Consider the following 17407-nt stretch of genomic DNA (forward strand, 5'->3'; position numbering starts at 1 on the left):
TACCCCCCCCACCCACACCCCCCCAAAACCCTGCCCCCGTCCCCCCGCCCCCCCCCCCCCCGGTCCGGTGGCGGGCGGCGCCTGCGTGACGTGGGGTTGATCAGGCCGCGGGGCTGGGGCGGCGGCGGTGCCGGCCGGTGTAACGCGAGGTCCGCACGCCGGCCATCTGCATGGCGGCGCCGCCGGCGGTGAGCAGCCCGCCCAGGCCGGCGATCGAACCGACGGGTAGACCGGTCTTCGGCAACTCGGCCTGCGGCTCGTCGATCGGCGTCGGCAGCGGCACCGGTGGCGGCTCCTCCTGGGCGGCCGGCGGCGGGTCCTCGTCGACCGGCGGGTCCTCGTCCACCGGCGGGTCCTCGTCGTCGTCGCCGCACGAGGCCGACGCGCCGCCCAGGACCGCCAGGCTGTTGCCGCACACGTTCACGTCGACGGTCACCGGCACGACGACCTGGGTCCCGTTGAGGATGCCGGCGTTGTGTCCGCTGGCGAGGTGCGAGACACCGCTGCCGAACATCGCCGCCGCGGGCAGGTCGGCCGGGCCGTCGGCGCCCTCGTCGTCGGGCGCGTCGCCGTCGTCGGCGGAGGAGGATGAGTCCGGCAGCACGTCGGCCAGTGCGTTGTCGGCCGCACCCTTGGCCCGGTCGGTGAGCTCCTGGGCCCGGTCGGCGGCGGCGGCCGCCGGGTCGCCGCCCGTCTCGCCGAGCCCGGCCGTGGCGTCGCCGTGCGTGGCGGCGCTGGCCGCCTGACCGGTGAGGGCGAGCGCGCCGGCCACCACCGCGAGGCCCGCGGCCGGCAGGGCGGCGTTGGCCAGCCGCCGCCGTCGTGTCTTCGTCATCGTCCTGTTCCTGTCGTCCGGGGAATTCGTACCGTTTGGGCAGACTAAAGCGGTTTGTCCGAAACCGTCCAAGCCGGCGGGATAGATCACCCACGCAGGGTCAGCCGTACCGGTGGGTCTCCCAGAGCAGACGGATCCGGAACTGCTTGCGCTCGAACTGCGGATCGCGACCCATCAGGTGCCCGTCGTACGGGGCCCGCAGCCGCACGATCGAGCCGTCCAGCAACGGCAGCGCGACCACCGTCCGCCGGCCGCGGCGCTCCATCCGCACCTCGACCACGCGGTGCCAGGGCGCCGAGGCACCGAGCGCGCCCGGCACCGACCACGCACCCGTCGAGTCCAGGTCGGCACCGACACGGCGGCCCAGCACCAGACCGACCAGCCCACCCAGGGGCACCGGCAGCACCAGCGCCCACCAGGTCTGGCCGGGCACCGTGCGGTGCGGCGGAACCCCGGTCAGCCAGTGCGCGACGGCCGGGGCCACCTCGGCCGCCAGGCCGGTCAGCGCGAGCGCGCCGACCACCAGCAGGCCCACCCACATACCGTGGCCCAGTGCTTGCCGCCAGGTCGGCCGGAAGCACAGCGGGTCACCCGGCAGCGGGTCTTCCGCTCTACCACTGGCCGCTCTGGCCGGTGTTCGCATGCTCTGCTAACGACGAGGTCACACCGAGGTAATCGGCCACCGCGCGATGGGGGTCGTACGGTTGACGCATGGCACCCGAGAAGTCCTCCCCAGTGACCGAAATCCCCACCGAAGAGTTGCCGAAGACCGACGACGAGTGGCGCGTGCGGCTCAATCCGGAGGAGTTCCGCGTTCTCCGCCAGGCCGGCACCGAGCGTCCGTTCACCGGCGAGTACGTCGACACCAAGACCCCGGGCACCTACGTCTGCCGGGCGTGCGGCGCCGCGTTGTTCGAGAGTGGAACGAAGTTCGACTCGCACTGCGGTTGGCCGTCCTTCGACGAGGCGATCCCGGGCGCGATCCGCTACATCGAAGACCGCTCGCTGGGCATGGTCCGCGTCGAGGTGCGCTGCGCACACTGCGACTCGCACCTCGGGCACCGCTTCGACGGCGAGGGCTACACCCCGAAGGACGCCCGTTACTGCATCAACTCGGTGAGCATGCGGCTCATCCCCGCATGACGGCGCCCAGGCCCGGCCCGCGTCGCCGCGGAACCGGACCTGGGCGGCTACGAGAGCCGGGGGTACGACGATCTCTTGTGGTCGGTCATCCCGCTCACGCCAGCGGCGGGACGACCGGTTTCTCAGGCCCGGCCGAGCACGATCCGCCCGCCACGCCCGTCGAACCCGTCGGCCTGCTCGTCGTCGAGCCAGACGCCGCCGGTGGCGAGGTAACGGAACGTGTATTCGCCCGGGGCCAGGGTGAGGGTCACCGTGCGGGTGCCGTCCCGGCGCGGCTGGAGCTCGTGCCGGCCCGGCTCCCAGTCGTTGAAGCAACCCACGACGCTGACCTGCCCGACCGGGTTGTCCTTGGGCAGGCAGAACGTCACGCGGGTCTTGTTGCCGAAGAGCTTGCTTCTCTTGATCATGTCGGCTCCTCCCGGTAAGGACACAACCTCAAGGAGCTTCCCTTCCGGACCCATGACACGGGCGGACCGACACACCGCGCGTTACACGCTGTTCATCGTTCGCGAAAATGGCTCGAATACCGCATTCCGGTTGCCGCCGTCCGATCCATCGGGGAGGCTGCGGGAAACGGGGGGCGATGTCATGGCTGAGTGCGAGACCTGCGGCAACGACTACTGGCTGTCTTTCGAGGTGACGACGATCAGCGGCGACCGGCACGTGTTCGACTCGTTCGAGTGCGCGATCCAGCGGCTCGCGCCGATCTGCGAGCACTGCGGCGTCAAGATCGTCGGGCACGGCGTCGAGGTCGGCGGCCGCTTCTTCTGCTGCGCGCACTGCGCCCGGGCGACCGCCGGCGCCGAGGCCGCGGCGATCGCCGACACCGTCGGCGCCCATCCAGGCTGACCCGCCTATGCTCGGTGGCCATGCGGCCGCACACCGACGAACTGCGGGTGGCGTCCTTCGCCGACCTCGACAGCAGCACGCTCTACGCCCTGCTGCGCCTGCGCAGCGAGGTCTTCGTCGTCGAGCAGGAGTGTGCCTACCTCGACATCGACGGCCGCGACACCGAGCCGGCGACCCGGCACATCTGGATCGCCCAGGCCGGCACGCCGATCGCCTACCTGCGGGTGCTCGGTGAGCCCGACGGAGGCATGCGGATCGGCCGGGTCGTGGTCGCCAAGGTGGCCCGCGGCGCCGGCGTGGCCGGTCGGCTGATGGAGGCCGCGCTGGCCGTGGTCGGCGCCCGCCCGTCGGTGCTCGACGCCCAGGCGCACCTGGCCGACTTCTACGCCCGCTTCGGCTACAAGATCAGCGGCGACGGCTTCGTCGAAGACGGAATCCCGCATGTGCCGATGGCGCGTCCCGCCTAGATTTGGATCATGACCACCCCGACGCTGTACGAGTGGGCCGGCGGCCGGCCCGCGATCGCGCGAATGATCAACGCGTTCTACGACCGGGTCGAGCGCGACGACCTGCTCAGCCCGTTCTTCCCCGGCGGCGTCACCGAGGCGCACCGCGACCACGTGACGACCTGGTGGTCGGAGGTGTTCGGCGGCCCCGCCGACTACACCGGCGAGCTCGGCGGCTACGAGCGGATGCTGGCCCACCACCGCAACCTCGGCATCCAGCCCGAGCACCGGTTCCGGTTCGCGTCGCTGATGAGCCTGGCCGCGGACGACGCGGAGCTGCCGGCCGACCCGGAGTTCCGGGCGGCGCTGGTCGGCTATCTCGAGTGGGGCACCCGGATCGCGATGTCCAACTCCCAGCCCGGCGCCACCCCGGTCGAGCACGCGCCGGTCCCGCACTGGGGCTGGGGCGTGGCGCCGCCCTACCAGCCCTAGCCCGGCCGGCGGGCGGCGTAGGACGCGAGCCGGTCGGCCAGGTCGACGACCAGGTCGCGCAGCGCATCGGGTCGCTCGATGACAAAGGGCCGGTCGAGCGCGGCGAGCACGGAAGGCATCCAGTCCAGCCGCCGCGCCCGCAGTTCCACCCGCCACCAGCCCTCGTCCTGGCCATGCTGCGTCAAGCGCGCGACGCTGGCGGGCAGCCGAGCGCGGATCTGCTCTTCGGTCCCGTGGATCCGCACGACCACCTCGTGCTCGTAGTCGGCCGTGGCGAAACCCGTCAACAGGCGCTTCGCCGGGTCGGGACCCTCTGGCGCCTCGAAAGAGCCAGGCAGGGTCCGCACGTCGGCGATGCGATCGAGCCGGAATGTGCGATCCTCGCCCGTGACATACCACCGGCCGGAATGGGCGACGATCCCGTACGCGTGCAGGGTGCGTTGGCTGCTCCTGCCCTGGCTGTCGGTGTAGCGGATCGAGACCGGCCGCCGGTGACGCACCGCGTCGGCGAGGGCGAGCAGCACCCCGGCGGGCGGTGTGTCGAACTCACCGGGCTGATCCGTGAAGGCGAGGGCCGCGAGCAGGGTGTCGAGCCGGCTCGCGAGGTGCCGGGGCAGCACCCGGCGGATCTTCGCCGCCGCCGTCTCGTTGGCCGTGCGATCGGCCGTCGTCAACCCGGCGCGGCGGCCGGCGATCAGGCCTAGCAGCACGGCCAGCGCCTCGTCGTCGCTGAGCATGAGCGGGGGCAGCCGGTAGCCGGGGCCTAGCCGATAACCGCCGTAGCGCCCGCGCACCGACTCCACCGGCACGCCCAGATCGACCAACTGGTCGACATACCGCCGCACCGTGCGCCTGTCGACGCCGAGCCGCTCCGCGAGCTCGGCCACCGTCCGGGTCCCGCCCGACTGCAGCAGCTCCAGGAGCGTCAGCACGCGGCCAGTGGGTCCAGTCACCCTGCCAAGAATAGTGGACCGATTCTGTCCACTATTTCTCCTAGCGTGTGACCCATGGAGTTCGTTTCGATTCGCATCATCACCAGCGACGTGGCGCGCCTCGTCGAGTTCTACGAGCGAGTGCTGGGGGCACCGGCGACCTGGGCCAACGAGGACTTCGCAGAGCTCAGGACCGCGGGCGCGACGCTGGCGATCGCCAGCACCCGCACGGTGCCGCTCTTCGCACCTGGCGCGGCCCGTCCGGCCGACAACCACAGCGTGATCATCGAGTTCCGCGTCGACGACGTGGACCTCGTCTACGAGAACCTGAGCGCCGACTTCGTCAACGAGCCGACGACGATGCCGTGGGGCAACCGCTCATTGCTCTTCCGCGACCCCGACGGCAACCTCGTCAACGTCTTCACCCCGGTCACCCCGGCGGCTCAGGGCAGGGCGTCGACGAGCTCGGCGATGCTGCGGCGGCGGCCCGTGTAGAACGGGACCTCCTCGCGGACGTGCCGGCGGGCCCGGGACGCGCGCAGCTCCCGCATCAGGTCGACGATCCGGTGCAACTCGTCGGCCTCGAAGGCCAGCATCCACTCGTAGTCGCCGAGCGCGAACGACGCCACCGTGTTGGCCCGCACGTCCGGGAAGCCGCGGGCCTGCCGGCCGTGCTCGGCCAGCATGTCGCGCCGGTCCTCGTCGGGCAGCAGGTACCACTCGTAGGAGCGGACGAACGGGTAGACGCAGACGTACGCCCGCGCCTCCTCGCCGGACAGGAACGCCGGCAGGTGGCTCTTGTTGAACTCGGCCGGGCGGTGCAGCGCCATCTGCGACCAGACTGGGGCGAGGTGCCGCCCCAGGGCGGTGCGCCGGAACGCGCCGTAGGCCTCCTGGAGGGCGTCGCTGGACTCGGCGTGCCACCAGATCATCAGGTCGGCGTCGGCGCGCAGGCCGGAGACGTCGTAGCTGCCGCGGACGGTGACGTCTTTGCCGGCCAGGTCGTCGAAGAGGGTGGTGACCTCGGCGGCCAGCCCGGTGCGCGACGGCGGCAGCGGCTCGGCGGCCCGGAACACCGACCACATCGTGTAGCGGATGGTGTCGTTCAACTCCCGGATCCGGGCGGCGTTGCTTTGCTCCGTCATGCGCCCATCCTCTCTCAGCGTGCTTCCGGCAGCGCCCGCAGGGCGGCGAGGACGGTGTCGGCGGCGGCCTCGCCTGAGCGTACGCAGATCGGAATGCCGACCCCGTCGTAACCAGCACCGGCCAGCGCCAGTGTCGGCGCACTCCCCCGCAGCGCCGCACGGGCCGAGGCGACCCGGTCGAGGTGGCCGGGCGCGTATTGCGGCAGCGCCCCGCCCCAGCGCTGGACCCGGCTCTCCAGCGGCCTGGGCAGGCTGTGGTCGACCAGGGTGGACAGTTCCCGGTGCACGATCCCGGCCAGGTCGGCGTCGTCGCGCTGGAGCACGTGCTCGTCGCCGTAGCGGCCGACCGAGGCGCGTAGCAGGGCGACCCCGTCCGGCCGGCGCAGGTGGGCCCACTTGGTGCTGAAGAAGGTGGCCGCCTTGACGGCGGTGCCGTTCTCGGCCGGCACCAGGAACCCGGACAGCTCGGGTAGCGCCGGCTCGGGCAGCGCCATGGTGACCAACGCCACGCTCGCGTAGTCGAGCGCGCCCACGGTGCCGGCCGCGCCGGCGTCGACGCCGGCGAGCAGCCGGGAGGCGGGCCGGGCCGGGACGGCGAGCACGACGGCGTCGACCGTCACGTGCTCGGGCTCGCGGGTCGGGCCGACGGTGAGCCGCCAGCCGTCCGGGGTGCGCTCCATCTCCCGGACCGTCGCGCCGAGCCGGATCTCCGCGCCGCTGGCCTGCGCGGCGGCAGCGACCAGCCGGCTCACCCCGCCGCGCACGGTGGCGAACACGGCGCCGCCCTTGACCCGCGGAAAGGCCGCCTGTGCGGCCTTCACGGCGCCCGTCAGCGTGCCCTCGACCCGCGCCTGCCGGGCCAGCGCGGGCATCGTGGCGGCCAGCGAGAGGCGGTCGGCGCGGCCGGCGTAGACGCCGCCCAGCATCGGGTCGACCAGCCGGTCGACGACCTGGTCACCGAGCCGGCGGCGGACCAGCTCGCCCACCGCGACATCGTCGTCGGGCCCGAGCAGCGGCTCGCCGCCATCGAGGTCACGACCGGCCTCGACCCGGGCGAACCCGGCCAGCGCGCCGACGTCACCGGGCACGCCGGTCAGCGTGCCGCGCGGCACCGGCACCAGCTTGCGCGCGACCGCGATCGCGGCGGCGCCGACGGCCGGGTTGACCAGGTCGTCGGCCAGCCCGACCCGGCGGGCCAGCGCGATCGCCGGCGAGTCCTGCCCGGTGGCCGCGTCGCGCACCAGGAACGCCTCGGCACCCAGCTCGACCGGCGATCCGGCCAGCTCACCGGTGCGCAGCTTGCCACCGAGCGCCGGGCCCTGCTCGAAGACGGTGACCCGGGTGCCCGACGGCCCCTCATCGCGCAAACGCACCGCCGCGGCCAGTCCCGCGATCCCACCGCCGATCACCGCGACCCGCCACCCGTGCTGCATGCACCCACCCTATGGCGGGGCCGGGATCAGGCGGTGCGGCGGCCCGGCAGCGCGGTGACGCCCGGCGGCGGGAGGCCCGCGGTCGAGGCCAGCAGGGTCGACCAGGCCAGCAGGTGGGCGCCGAGGTCTTCGTCGGTCGGGGTCCAGCTGGCCCGGATCTCGATGTCGGCCGCCGTCGGCGGGCCGGCGAGGTCGCCGAACCGGGTCGACATGGTCTGGGTGACCGTGCCGCCGATCGCCCGGTAGTGCGCTTCCTGCGCGTCGAGCGCGTCGGTCAGCCAGGTCCAGCCGACCGTTGGCAGCAGCGGGTCGGCGGCCATGTCGACGTCGACCTCGGCGGTCACGTAGGTGACCAGCCGCATCGTGCCCTCCCAGGCCTCGTGCCCGGCCGGGTCGTAGAGCAGGATGAGCCGGCCCGTCGCCATCTCGTCGTCGTCGGTCTTGGTGACCGAGGCGCTCAGGGCGAACGTGAAAGGCGCCAGGCGCTGTGGCGCACCGACCTCTTCGAGGACGACCTCGGAGCGCGGTGTGGCGGCGCGCAGGCTGGCGACGGCGTTCGCGAAGACGTCGGGAACCGCTGTCGGAGCCATGAGCGCAGCCTATGCATGTATCGGGGCGCCATGGGGGAAGGGCGCGCCGGGGCGCCTTAGCATGATCGGTCGGCTAGAACGACATTACCCCCGAAACCCGACACTCAGCGCGCGGTGTCTTCGTGCACCAGCTCGGTGACCCGGGTCAGCACCGTGGGATCGATCTCCGGGAGTACGCCGTGCCCGAGGTTGAAGATGTGGCCCGGCGCGGCCCGGCCCTGGTCGAGCACCCGGCGCACCTCGGCCTCGATGACCTCCCAGGGCGCCAGCAGCACGCACGGGTCGAGGTTGCCCTGCACCGCCTTGTCCGGGCCGATCCGGCCGGTGGCGACGTCGAGCGGGGTGCGCCAGTCGACACCGACCACGTCGGCGCCGGCCTCGCCCATCGCACCCAGCAACTCGCCGGTGCCCACGCCGAAGTGGATCCGCGGCACGCCCGCGCCGGCCAACGCGGACAGCACGGCGCTCGAGTGCGGCAGCACATAGTGCCGGTAGTCGGCCTCGGAGAGCGCGCCGACCCACGAGTCGAAGAGCTGGATGGCCGAGACGCCGGCCTCGATCTGGACCCGCAGGAAGGTCAGCGCGTTCTCGGCCAGCCGTTCCATGAGGGCGTGCCAGGTCTGCGGGTCGCCGTACATCAGCGCCTTGGTCTTGGCATGGTTCCGCGACGGGCCGCCCTCGATCAGGTAGCTGGCCAGCGTGAACGGGGCACCGGCGAACCCGATCAGCGGGGTGTCGCCGAGTTCCGCGACGGTCAGCCGGACCGCCTCGTCGACATAGGACACGTCGACCGGCTCCAGCCGGCGCAGCCGGGCCACGTCGTGGGCGGACCGGATCGGCTCGGCGACCACCGGGCCGGTGCCGGCGACGATGTCGACGCCGACACCCGCCGCCGCGACCGGCACGACGATGTCGCTGAACAGGACCGCCGCGTCGACCCCGTGCCGGCGGACCGGCTGCAGGGTGATCTCGGCGACCAGGTCGGGCCGCCGGATCGTGTCGAGCATGCCGATCCCGGCGCGCAGCTCGCGGTATTCCGGGAGAGAGCGCCCGGCCTGGCGCATGAACCAGACCGGAGTGTGCGGAACGTCCTGCCCCCGGGCGGCACGGACCAGGGCGGAGTCGGTGTGGGTCTTGGTCGTCATCGACCCCATCGTGTCACGCGCGGTTCGGCACCCGAATGTGCGGCCGCCACGGAAGGGATCGCGGCGGCCGCACGCATCCGGCCGACCAGGTCAGCAGATCTTGAAGGCGTCGCAGGCTACCTTGATCGGCACGGCGAGGCCGATGCCCTCGGCACCCTGCGCCTTGGCGGTGGCGATACCGACCACCTGCTTGCCCGAGTTGATCACCGGCCCGCCGGAGTTGCCCGGATTGATCGGCGCGTCGAACTGGATCATCGGGCCGTTGCTGTCGGGCAGTTCGCGGACCGCGCTGACCACGCCGGTGGTCACCGAGTCGCTCAGCCCCAGCGGCGCGCCGACCACGACGATCTGCTGGCCCGACTTGACGGCGCCCTTCGCGGTGACCAGTCCGGTGATCTTGGTGCTGCTGCGCAGGTGCGCGACGTCGCCGGTCTTGTCGACCGCGACGATCGTGGCCGGGTAGCGCTTGCCGTCGCGCTCCAGGAACACCTGCCGGCCGCCCGCGTCATAGACGTCTTCGACCACGTGGAAGTTGGTGATCAGGTTGGCCTTGCCACCGCTGGCCGGCTTGCCCACGGCGAACGCCGTGCCGGTCACGTCGCCGGCCGCCACCCGGAACACGCTCGGCAGCGCCGCACTGGAGATCGCCTCGGGGTTGAACGCGGCGCCGACCTTGTTCTCCAACTCGGTCGCCCGTCCGTCGAGGCCGTCGAGCCGGCCGCTGTCCCGCGCCCGCGTCTCGGCCAACTCCTTCCGGTTGGCGGCGACCTGGTCGTCGAGCCGGTCGATGCGCACCGCCTGATAGCCGACGACACCGGCCAGCAAAACGACCAGCGCGACCGTGACGCCGAGACCCCACTGCCGCCGGGGTCGCTTTTCATCAATCCGGGGGTGCGCCGGGGGCGGTCCGGCCGCGACGCCGGTGCCGAACGGGGAGCCCGGGTCGAAGGCCGGACGGGCCGGGACGGGCCGGTAGGGCGGGCCGTCGACGGGGCCGCGCGGGCCGGGCGGCGCGTAGCCGACCGGCGGCGCCCACTGACTGGGCGGCGGCTCGACGGGAGCCCGCTGGCCGGGCGGCGCGTAGGGCATCTGCGCAGGTGGCGGGCCATAGTCAGGGGGCTGCGGTGCGCGGTCGGCGGGCCGGTAGATCGGCCCCTCCGGCGCCAGCACCGGCGGCGCGGCTTCCGCCGCGGCGGCGTACCCCGGTGACGTTTCGGGCCAGGATGTGCGGTCGTTCCCGGCGGACATCTCCGCTCCCTCCCGTCGCACCGGACTGGGCCCCCGCAGGACCGTACCGCACTCCCCGACGCGCCGACCCGGCTGTCCGATGCGTGACGGCGTGCCTACTAGGGTTGGCAGGTGACCGACGAACCACCCCTGCGCCGTCGGGCCGCACGCCGAGCGGGGGACGAGTCGCCCACCTCCCCCGAAGCGGACGGCCCCTCCACCGGCTCCCCCGACGGCCCGGCGGCTCCTGAGCCCCGCACGGCCGGCCCCGCCGCGACGCTGCTCACGGCGCCGCGAGACGGCACGCCCCTGCCCGTGGAATCGCCCGACGACCTCGCCGACGTGGTCGCCCGCTTCGCCGGTGGCACCGGCCCGGTGGCCATCGACGCCGAGCGCGCGTCCGGCTACCGCTACAGCCAACGCGCCTACCTCGTGCAACTACGCCGCGGCGGCTCCGGGACCGTGTTGATCGACCCGCTGCCGCTCGGCGACCTGCGCACCCTCGACGCCGCGATCGCCGACGCCGAGTGGGTGCTACACGCCGCCAGCCAGGACCTGCCGTGCCTGTCCGACCTGGGCCTGCGCCCGCGCCGGCTGTTCGACACGGAGCTGGCGGGCCGGCTCGCCGGCTTCGAGCGGGTGGGCCTGGCGGCATTGACCGAGCAACTCCTCGGCTTCGCCTTGGAGAAGCACCACTCCGCCGCCGACTGGTCGAGCCGCCCGCTGCCCGAGTCCTGGCTGACCTACGCGGCGCTCGACGTCGAGTTGCTGGTCGACCTCCGCGACGCGCTGGCGGCCGAACTGATCGCCCAGGGCAAGCAGGACTGGGCCGCGGAGGAGTTCGCCGCCCTGGTCGCCTGGGGCGCCCAGCCGGCCCGCAGCCGCCCCGACCCGTGGCGCCGCACGTCCGGCATCCACCGCATCCGCGGCGCCCGGGCCCAGGCTCGCGTGCGGGCCCTCTGGTACGCCCGCGACGACATCGCCGCCCGCCGCGACTCGGCGCCGGGCCGGGTCCTCCCCGACTCGGCGATCGTCGCCGCGGCCGAGATCGACCCGAAAGACGAGCGCACCCTGCTGTCACTGCCCGGCTTCGGCGGCCGGTCGGTCCGCCGGTTGGCCCGCAACTGGCTGGACGCCCTCGACACGGCCCGCGGCCTGCCCGACGACGCCCTGCCGACCAACCCGCCGATCGACGGCCCTCCGCCACCACACCGCTGGGCCGAACGCGACCCGGTGGCGGCCGGCCGCCTGTCCCGCTGCCGCGAGGTGGTCACCACGACGGCGGCGGCACACAAGCTGCCGCCGGAGAACCTGATCGCCCCGGACTCGATCCGCCGCCTGGCCTGGACCCCACCGGAAGACGTCACCCCGGAAACGGTCTCGTCCACCTTGCGCGGCTACGGCGCCCGCGCGTGGCAGGTGGGCCTGATCGCCACCGACCTGGCAACAGCCCTGGAAGACCCCAAACCCGCGACGGAAGCGAGCTAGGGGCCCCTACTCGCCGAGCAGTTGGCGGCGGTGGGTGGAGGACCACTCCAGGGAGTGGCGGATGCCGTCTTCGACCGTGTAGTCACAGGACCAGTCGAGGGCGGCGTGGGCCTTGTCGGTGCGGGTGTAGGAACCGACCACGTCGCCCGGGCGGGACGGGGCGTCCGCCACCGCCAGCGGGCGATCGACGACGCGCTGGAAGGCGGCCACGAACTCGCGGACCGTCGTACCCGTGCCGGATCCCAGGTTGAGCACGTCATAGCTCTTGTCGCCGCCGGCGGGCAGCACCTGGTCGAAGCGGCGCAGGGTTTCGACGTGGGCCCGGGCCAGGTCCCAGACGTGGATGAAGTCGCGGATGCCGCTGCCGTCGCGGGTCGGCCAGTCGGTGCCGGTGACGTGGAACGTCGCGCCGGCGTCCAGGGCGGTGATCAGGCGGCCGAGCAGGTGGGTCGGCTGCGGGTGCTGCAGGCCCGTGCGCATCTTCGGGTCGGCGCCGATCGGGTTGAAATAGCGCAGCGAGATGACGCGCAGGTCGTAGGCGTTGGTGCAGTCTTCCAGCACCCACTCCATGACCGCCTTGGTCCGGGCGTACGGCGACTCCGGGCGCAGCGCCGAACTCTCGTCGACGGTGAAGTCGGCGCCGGGCGCGTAGATCGAGGCCGACGACGAGAACAGATAGCGCTGACAGCCGTTGCGGGTCACGTGCGCGATCAGGTCGAGCGACTTGGCCACGTTCTCCCGGTAGTAGCGCAGCGGCTCGGCCACCGACTCGGGCACCACGATCAGGGCGGCCGCGTGCACCACCGCCGAGATGTCGGGGTGCTCCGCGAAGATGCGGTCGATCAGCGCGCCGTCGGCGATGTCGCCCTCGTAGAAGACGCGATCTCGCACGAATTCGGCCCGGCCGGTCACCAAGTTGTCGATGATGACGGGAGTGATCCCGGAGTCGAGGCAGGCCGACGCCACCGTGCTGCCGATGAAGCCCGCCCCGCCCGCGATCAAGACCTTCATGGGCAGGACCCTACCAACCGCGTGCTTGTGGCCTACTCCACGCTCCGCGCGAGGTTACTGACGAGTAGCATACGGCGAAGATGCCCGTAATCGAGGAGGCCCATCCGTGCCCCGTTCAGTCCGCGACGTCGCGTTCGTCGACGGCGTTCGCACCCCGTTCGGAAAGGCGGGTGGCATGTACGCGCACACCCGCGCCGACGATCTGGTCATCCGCTGCATCCGCGAACTGCTGCGCCGCAACCCGCAGTTGCCGCCGGAGCGGGTGGAGGAGGTCGCGATCGCCGCGACCACCCAGATCGGCGACCAGGGCCTGACCATCGGCCGCACCGCCGCCCTGCTCTCGGGGCTGCCCAAGACCGTGCCGGGCTTCGCGATCGACCGGATGTGCGCGGGCGCGATGACCGCCGTGACCACGGTGGCCGGCGGCATCGCGATGGGCGCCTACGACGTCGCCGTCGCCGGCGGCGTGGAGCACATGGGCCGCCACCCGATGGGCGAGGGCGTCGACCCCAACCCGCGGATCCTGGCCGAGAAGCTGGTCGACCCGTCGGCGCTGGTGATGGGCAAGACCGCGGAGAACCTGCACGACATCCTCCCGGCCGTGACCCGCGAGCGCGCCGACGCGTTCGGCCTGGCGAGCCAGATCAAGACGGCCAAGGCGTACGCCAACGGCAAGCTCCAGGACGACCTCGTGCCGGTCGCCACCCGCGACCCGGAGCTGGGCTGGGGCCTGGCCACGGTCGACGAGGCGCCGCGCGACACCAGCATGGCCAAGCTGGCCACCCTGAAGACCCCATTCCGCCCGCACGGCCGGGTCACGGCCGGCAACTCGGCCGGCCTCAACGACGGCGCGACCGCGAGCATCATCGCCGCCGAAGACACCGCCCGCGAGCTTGGGCTGCCGGTCGCGATGCGGCTGGTCTCCTACGGCTTCGTCGGCGTCGAGCCGGAGGTGATGGGCGTCGGCCCGATCCCGGCGACCGAGAAGGCGCTGCGCAAGGCCGGGCTGTCGATCGGCGACATCGGGCTGTTCGAGCTCAACGAGGCATTCGCCGTGCAGGTCCTGGCGTTCCTCGACCACTTCGGCATCGCCGACGACGACCCGCGGGTCAACCCGTGGGGCGGCGCGATCGCGGTCGGGCACCCGCTCGCCTCCTCCGGCGTCCGGCTGATGACCCAGCTCGCGCGCCAGTTCGCGGAGCACCCCGAGGTGCGGTACGGCATCACCGCCATGTGCATCGGCATCGGCATGGGCGGCTCGGTCATCTGGGAGAACCCGGCCTGGGAGGGCACGAAATGAGTGAGGTCGTCACCCGCGCGCTCGTCCGCGCCGTCACCGTCAAGGGGCACAAAGCCGCGCTGATCACGCTCGACAACGGGCTCGACCACACCAAGCCCAACAGTTTCGGGCCGGCCGGCCTGGCCAGCCTCGACGAGGCGATCACGGCGGCGCTGGCGCTGGAGCCGGCGTTCATCGCGATCACCGGCAAGCCGTTCATCTTCTCGGTCGGCGCCGACATCACCGGCATGCCGCTCATCTCGTCGCGCGAGCAGGCGGTCGAGCTGGGCCGGCTCGGCCACCGGGTGTTCAACCGGCTGCGCTCCTCGACCGTGCCGACGTTCGCGTTCGTCAACGGCGTCGCGATGGGCGGCGGCCTCGAGGTCGCGCTGCACTGCCACTACCGCACGCTGTCGGCCGGCGCGGGCGCCCTGGCGCTGCCCGAGGTCTCGCTCGGCCTGGTGCCGGCGTGGGGCGGCACCCAGCTGCTGCCCAACCTGATCGGCATCGCGCCGGCCGCGCAGGTGATCATCCAGAACCCGCTGACGCAGAAGACCCTTCGCCCGCCGCAGGCCCGCGAGCTGGGCATCGCCGACGTGCTGCTGGAGCCGGCCGACTTCCTGGAGCGCTCGCTCGAGTGGGCCGCCGGCGTGGTGGCCGGCGAGATCACCGTCGAGCGTCCCGAGATCGACCGCGACATGTGGGACGGCGTCCTCTACTTCGCCAAGATGCAACTCGACGAGCGGCTGCACGGCGCGGTGGCGTCCGCCGAGAAGGCGCTGGAACTGCTGGCGCTGGCCAAGGACGCCGACTTCGCGACCGGCACGGCCGCCGAGGACGAGGCGCTCGGCGACCTGGTCACCGGCCCGCAGTTGCGCAATAGCCTCTACGCGTTCGACCTGGTGCAGCGCCGGGCCAAGCGGCCGGCCGGCGCGCCGGCTCCGGCGCTGGCCCGCGACGTCACCAAGGTCGGCGTGGTCGGCGCCGGGCTGATGGCCGGCCAGATGGCGCTGCTGTTCGCCCGCCGGCTGGAGGTCCCGGTCGTGCTCACCGACCTCGACCAGGCCCGCGTCGACAAGGGCGTCGCCTATGTGCACGGCGAGATCGACAAGCTGAAGGGCAAGGGCCGGATCGACGACGGTACGGCGGCCAAGCTGCTCGGGCTGGTCAGCGGCTCGGTCGACAGGGCGGTGTTCGCCGACGCGGACTTCGTGATCGAGGCGGTGTTCGAAGACCTCGCCGTGAAGAAGCAGGTGTTCGCCGACCTGGAGAAGGTCGTCTCGCCGGAGGCGGTGCTGGCGACCAACACCTCGTCGCTGTCGGTCACCGAGATGGCGGCCGAACTCGACCACCCGGAGCGGGTCGTCGGGTTCCACTTCTTCAACCCGGTGTCGGTGATGCCGCTGGTCGAGATCGTCCGGGCCGGCAAGACCGACGACGCCACGCTGGCCACCGCGTTCGCCATCGGCAAGCAGCTCAAGAAGTCGTGCGTACTGGTCAAGGACGCACCGTCGTTCGTGGTCAACCGGCTGCTGACCCGCTTCCTCGGCGAGATCTACGCGGCGATCGACGCCGGCACACCGGTCGAGGTGGCCAACAACGCGCTCGACCCGCTGGGCCTGCCGATGCGCCCGCTCGCGTTGCTCACGATGGTCGGGCCGGCGGTCGCGTTGCACGTCTCGGAGACCATGCACGCGGCGTTCCCGGACCGGTTCGGGGTCAGCCCCAACCTGGCCCGGATCGTCGAGAGCGGCCGGTCGCTGACCGACCGGGACGGTGCGGTCGACCCCTCGACGGTGGCGCTGCTCGAGGTCGGTGACGCGCCGCTGACCGCCGAGCAGGTGCGCGAGAACGCGCTCGACGCGATCGCCCAGGAGGTCGAGCTGATGCTGGCCGACGGCGTCGTCGCCGACGCGAAAGACATCGACCTGTGCCTGATCCTCGGCGCGGGCTGGCCGTTCCACCTGGGGGGCATCACGCCGTACCTGGCCGCGCGCTGACCTGGTCACACGCGGAAGGCCCCCGGGATGCTCCCGGGGGCCTTCCGTTACGCGGTGGTTACTGCTTCTCGACCTCGGCCCGCATGGCCAGGAAGTTCTTGTAGGCCTCGGCGCCCTTGACGTTGTAGACGCCGATCATGCCCACGCTGCCCTTGTCGGACCAGACGCAGATGCCCAGCGGCAGGGCCGCACCGGAGTCGGCGATCTCGCCGTCACCGCACTTGGCCTGGCCGCCCAGCGGACCGGCCTCGACGTCCTTGATGTTCTTCACCGAGGTGCCGTTGGCGTTCATGCTGGTGAAGGTGTCGTTGAGCTCCTTCACCGGGTCTTCGATGACACCGGAGACGGCGACCAGCATGATCAGGTCTTCCTTCTCGATGTCGCCGTAGAAGGCGGCGGCGGTGCTGGTCGCGTTGGGCACGTCGGAGTTGAGCGACTTGTCCATCTCGTCGACCGCACCCTGCAACGCCGGGTCGGTGATCTTCTTCTTGCCGCCCAGGGTGTCGGGCGCGACGACACGGGTGTTGGCCGCCGCCACGACCTCCTTCACCGGGTCTTTGAAGACGAAGTAGAGGGCGGCGCCGCCACCGATGCAGAGCAGCAGCACGACGGCGAGGACGATCAGCACGATCCGCCCGGCGCGGCTCTTCTTCGGCGGTGCGGTCGGCGGCATCGGCGGCCCACCGAACGGCTGCTCACCGTAGGTCGGCTGCTGCGGCGGCTGACCATAGGCCGGCTGACCGTAGGCGGGCGGCTGGCCGTAGGGGGCCGGCGAGGCGGGCTGCTGACCGTAGGGTGCGCCCGAAGCAGGCTGCTGACCGTAGGGTGCGCCCGAAGCAGGCTGCTGACCGTAGGGTGCGCCCGAAGCGGGCTGCTGACCGTAGGGTGCGCCCGAAGCGGGCTGCTGCCCGTAGTCGCCGTAACCCGGCTGCTGTTGGCCGTAGTCACCGTAACCGGGCTGCTGCGCCGGCTGGCCGTAGGTGCCGGGCTGCGGCGACCCGTAGGTCTGGCCGTAGCCGGGCTGCTGCGGCGGCTGCTGCTGCTGCTCGCCGTAGGGCTGCCCGTATTGCGGCTGTTGCGGGGACTGCGGGGGCTGCTGGCCGTAAGGAGGCTCGGAGCCGTACGACGGTGGCTGGGCGTAGGGGTCGGACATCACGGCTCCCAGGAAATACTCAGTGGACTGCCGGATCGTAGCGACCACATGCACGTCGGGGGTGCCCTGCGTCGTCCAAGGGACACTCACGTGGCCCGATCGTGACGCGTTTCATCCGCCCGCCCGTTCGGCGGCGCTGCGTTCGACGCAGAACTCGTTGCCCAGCACGGCCCAGCCTGTGCGGTCGGGTCGGCGCTGGTCGCTGACCTGCGTGGCGCAGAGCGCGGGTCCCCGCCGCG

Annotated in this window: 19 protein-coding genes and 1 pseudogene; 8 read left to right on the plus strand and 12 right to left on the minus strand. The window is 72.4% G+C overall.

The genetic code is table 11. The annotated features are described in order from the left end of the window. Positions 1-100: 100 nt before the first annotated feature. Together AB0J74_RS29065 and AB0J74_RS29070 are read right to left on the minus strand one after the other, a co-directional pair. Positions 101-835 (minus strand): chaplin family protein, encoded by a 735-nt coding sequence (locus AB0J74_RS29065; protein ID WP_363453497.1) that lies wholly within the window; start codon positions 833-835, stop codon positions 101-103. Positions 836-935: 100 nt separating this feature from the next. Continuing rightward, complete coding sequence (locus AB0J74_RS29070) at positions 936-1370, minus strand: hypothetical protein (protein ID WP_363453499.1); 435 nt, start codon at positions 1368-1370, stop codon at positions 936-938. 176 nt (positions 1371-1546) lie between these two features. Here AB0J74_RS29070 and msrB point away from each other — a divergent pair, with 176 nt between their 5' ends. After that, a complete protein-coding gene (msrB, locus tag AB0J74_RS29075; protein ID WP_363453501.1) occupies positions 1547-1978 on the plus strand; it encodes a peptide-methionine (R)-S-oxide reductase MsrB in 432 nt (143 codons plus the stop codon). Between the two features lie 122 nt (positions 1979-2100). Here the strand turns inward: msrB and AB0J74_RS29080 are convergent, their stop codons facing one another. Beyond that, positions 2101-2385: an isoamylase early set domain-containing protein gene (locus AB0J74_RS29080; protein ID WP_363453503.1), complete on the minus strand. Its 285-nt coding sequence runs from the start codon at positions 2383-2385 to the stop codon at positions 2101-2103. A 181-nt stretch (positions 2386-2566) separates the two neighbouring features. Here AB0J74_RS29080 and AB0J74_RS29085 point away from each other — a divergent pair, with 181 nt between their 5' ends. The 3 genes from AB0J74_RS29085 to AB0J74_RS29095 are packed head-to-tail and all read left to right on the plus strand — an operon-like array spanning position 2567 to position 3765. Next, complete coding sequence (locus AB0J74_RS29085; RefSeq protein WP_363453505.1) at positions 2567-2827, plus strand: Prokaryotic metallothionein; 261 nt, start codon at positions 2567-2569, stop codon at positions 2825-2827. A 20-nt stretch (positions 2828-2847) separates the two neighbouring features. Next, positions 2848-3294 carry a GNAT family N-acetyltransferase gene (locus AB0J74_RS29090; protein WP_363453507.1) on the plus strand — a complete coding sequence of 149 codons (447 nt, stop codon included), beginning with the start codon at positions 2848-2850 and terminating at the stop codon, positions 3292-3294. A gap of 9 nt (positions 3295-3303) precedes the next feature. Continuing rightward, entirely contained in the window at positions 3304-3765 is a 462-nt protein-coding gene (locus tag AB0J74_RS29095; protein WP_363453509.1) for a group II truncated hemoglobin, read from the plus strand. On the opposite strand, the gene AB0J74_RS29100 is transcribed toward AB0J74_RS29095, so the two are convergent. Further along, on the minus strand, positions 3762-4718 hold the full coding sequence (locus AB0J74_RS29100; RefSeq protein WP_363453511.1) for a YafY family protein: 957 nt from the start codon (positions 4716-4718) through the stop codon (positions 3762-3764). The genes AB0J74_RS29095 and AB0J74_RS29100 overlap by 4 nt on opposite strands. A 54-nt stretch (positions 4719-4772) precedes the next feature. On the opposite strand from AB0J74_RS29100, the gene AB0J74_RS29105 reads away from it, so the two are divergent. After that, positions 4773-5192, plus strand: a complete 420-nt coding sequence (locus tag AB0J74_RS29105; protein ID WP_363453513.1) for a VOC family protein — start codon at positions 4773-4775, stop codon at positions 5190-5192. On the opposite strand, the gene hemQ is transcribed toward AB0J74_RS29105, so the two are convergent. The 5 genes from hemQ to AB0J74_RS29130 form a co-directional block, all read right to left on the minus strand. Further along, positions 5141-5842 carry a hydrogen peroxide-dependent heme synthase gene (gene hemQ / locus AB0J74_RS29110; protein WP_363453515.1) on the minus strand — a complete coding sequence of 234 codons (702 nt, stop codon included), beginning with the start codon at positions 5840-5842 and terminating at the stop codon, positions 5141-5143. The genes AB0J74_RS29105 and hemQ overlap by 52 nt on opposite strands. Before the next feature lie 14 nt (positions 5843-5856). Continuing rightward, complete coding sequence (gene hemG, locus AB0J74_RS29115; RefSeq protein WP_363453517.1) at positions 5857-7275, minus strand: protoporphyrinogen oxidase; 1419 nt, start codon at positions 7273-7275, stop codon at positions 5857-5859. Between the two features lie 26 nt (positions 7276-7301). Continuing rightward, on the minus strand, positions 7302-7865 hold the full coding sequence (locus tag AB0J74_RS29120; protein ID WP_363453519.1) for a DUF3000 domain-containing protein: 564 nt from the start codon (positions 7863-7865) through the stop codon (positions 7302-7304). A gap of 104 nt (positions 7866-7969) precedes the next feature. Beyond that, positions 7970-9010, minus strand: coding sequence for a uroporphyrinogen decarboxylase (gene hemE / locus AB0J74_RS29125; protein WP_363453521.1), 1041 nt, complete (start codon positions 9008-9010; stop codon positions 7970-7972). A 90-nt stretch (positions 9011-9100) separates the two neighbouring features. Further along, positions 9101-10258, minus strand: coding sequence for a trypsin-like peptidase domain-containing protein (locus tag AB0J74_RS29130; RefSeq protein WP_363453523.1), 1158 nt, complete (start codon positions 10256-10258; stop codon positions 9101-9103). Between the two features lie 111 nt (positions 10259-10369). Between AB0J74_RS29130 and AB0J74_RS29135 the strand changes: the two genes are divergently transcribed. Next, positions 10370-11725 carry a ribonuclease D gene (locus tag AB0J74_RS29135; protein WP_363453525.1) on the plus strand — a complete coding sequence of 452 codons (1356 nt, stop codon included), beginning with the start codon at positions 10370-10372 and terminating at the stop codon, positions 11723-11725. A gap of 6 nt (positions 11726-11731) precedes the next feature. Here AB0J74_RS29135 and galE read toward each other — a convergent pair whose 3' ends face one another. Beyond that, positions 11732-12736 (minus strand): UDP-glucose 4-epimerase GalE, encoded by a 1005-nt coding sequence (gene galE, locus AB0J74_RS29140; RefSeq protein ID WP_363453527.1) that lies wholly within the window; start codon positions 12734-12736, stop codon positions 11732-11734. 106 nt (positions 12737-12842) lie between these two features. Here galE and AB0J74_RS29145 point away from each other — a divergent pair, with 106 nt between their 5' ends. Together AB0J74_RS29145 and AB0J74_RS29150 are read left to right on the plus strand one after the other, a co-directional pair. Next, positions 12843-14036, plus strand: a complete 1194-nt coding sequence (locus tag AB0J74_RS29145; protein WP_363453529.1) for an acetyl-CoA C-acyltransferase — start codon at positions 12843-12845, stop codon at positions 14034-14036. Beyond that, the gene (locus AB0J74_RS29150; protein WP_363453531.1) at positions 14033-16015 is read left to right on the plus strand and encodes a 3-hydroxyacyl-CoA dehydrogenase NAD-binding domain-containing protein; all 1983 of its coding nucleotides are present in this window, start codon (positions 14033-14035) and stop codon (positions 16013-16015) included. Before AB0J74_RS29145 ends, AB0J74_RS29150 begins: the two co-directional genes overlap by 4 nt. A gap of 58 nt (positions 16016-16073) precedes the next feature. Here AB0J74_RS29150 and AB0J74_RS29155 read toward each other — a convergent pair whose 3' ends face one another. Together AB0J74_RS29155 and AB0J74_RS29160 are read right to left on the minus strand one after the other, a co-directional pair. Further along, entirely contained in the window at positions 16074-17258 is a 1185-nt protein-coding gene (locus AB0J74_RS29155) for a hypothetical protein (protein WP_363453533.1), read from the minus strand. Positions 17259-17279: 21 nt separating this feature from the next. Continuing rightward, positions 17280-17393, minus strand: a pseudogene (locus AB0J74_RS29160) (VOC family protein); the annotation flags it as partial. Positions 17394-17407 lie beyond the last annotated feature (14 nt).

The sequence above is a fragment of the Asanoa sp. NPDC049573 genome, from assembly GCF_040676615.1.
Taxonomy (GTDB): domain Bacteria; phylum Actinomycetota; class Actinomycetes; order Mycobacteriales; family Micromonosporaceae; genus Asanoa.

Coding starts and splice junctions, on each gene's coding strand:
- AB0J74_RS29065 (WP_363453497.1), bottom strand. CDS start 835: ATGACGAAGACACGACGGCGGCGGCTGGCCAACGCCGCCCTGCCGGCC.
- msrB (WP_363453501.1), top strand. CDS start 1,547: ATGGCACCCGAGAAGTCCTCCCCAGTGACCGAAATCCCCACCGAAGAG.
- AB0J74_RS29080 (WP_363453503.1), bottom strand. CDS start 2,385: ATGATCAAGAGAAGCAAGCTCTTCGGCAACAAGACCCGCGTGACGTTC.
- AB0J74_RS29085 (WP_363453505.1), top strand. CDS start 2,567: ATGGCTGAGTGCGAGACCTGCGGCAACGACTACTGGCTGTCTTTCGAG.
- AB0J74_RS29090 (WP_363453507.1), top strand. CDS start 2,848: ATGCGGCCGCACACCGACGAACTGCGGGTGGCGTCCTTCGCCGACCTC.
- AB0J74_RS29095 (WP_363453509.1), top strand. CDS start 3,304: ATGACCACCCCGACGCTGTACGAGTGGGCCGGCGGCCGGCCCGCGATC.
- AB0J74_RS29105 (WP_363453513.1), top strand. CDS start 4,773: ATGGAGTTCGTTTCGATTCGCATCATCACCAGCGACGTGGCGCGCCTC.
- hemQ (WP_363453515.1), bottom strand. CDS start 5,842: ATGACGGAGCAAAGCAACGCCGCCCGGATCCGGGAGTTGAACGACACC.
- hemG (WP_363453517.1), bottom strand. CDS start 7,275: ATGCAGCACGGGTGGCGGGTCGCGGTGATCGGCGGTGGGATCGCGGGA.
- AB0J74_RS29120 (WP_363453519.1), bottom strand. CDS start 7,865: ATGGCTCCGACAGCGGTTCCCGACGTCTTCGCGAACGCCGTCGCCAGC.
- hemE (WP_363453521.1), bottom strand. CDS start 9,010: ATGACGACCAAGACCCACACCGACTCCGCCCTGGTCCGTGCCGCCCGG.
- AB0J74_RS29130 (WP_363453523.1), bottom strand. CDS start 10,258: ATGTCCGCCGGGAACGACCGCACATCCTGGCCCGAAACGTCACCGGGG.
- galE (WP_363453527.1), bottom strand. CDS start 12,736: ATGAAGGTCTTGATCGCGGGCGGGGCGGGCTTCATCGGCAGCACGGTG.
- AB0J74_RS29150 (WP_363453531.1), top strand. CDS start 14,033: ATGAGTGAGGTCGTCACCCGCGCGCTCGTCCGCGCCGTCACCGTCAAG.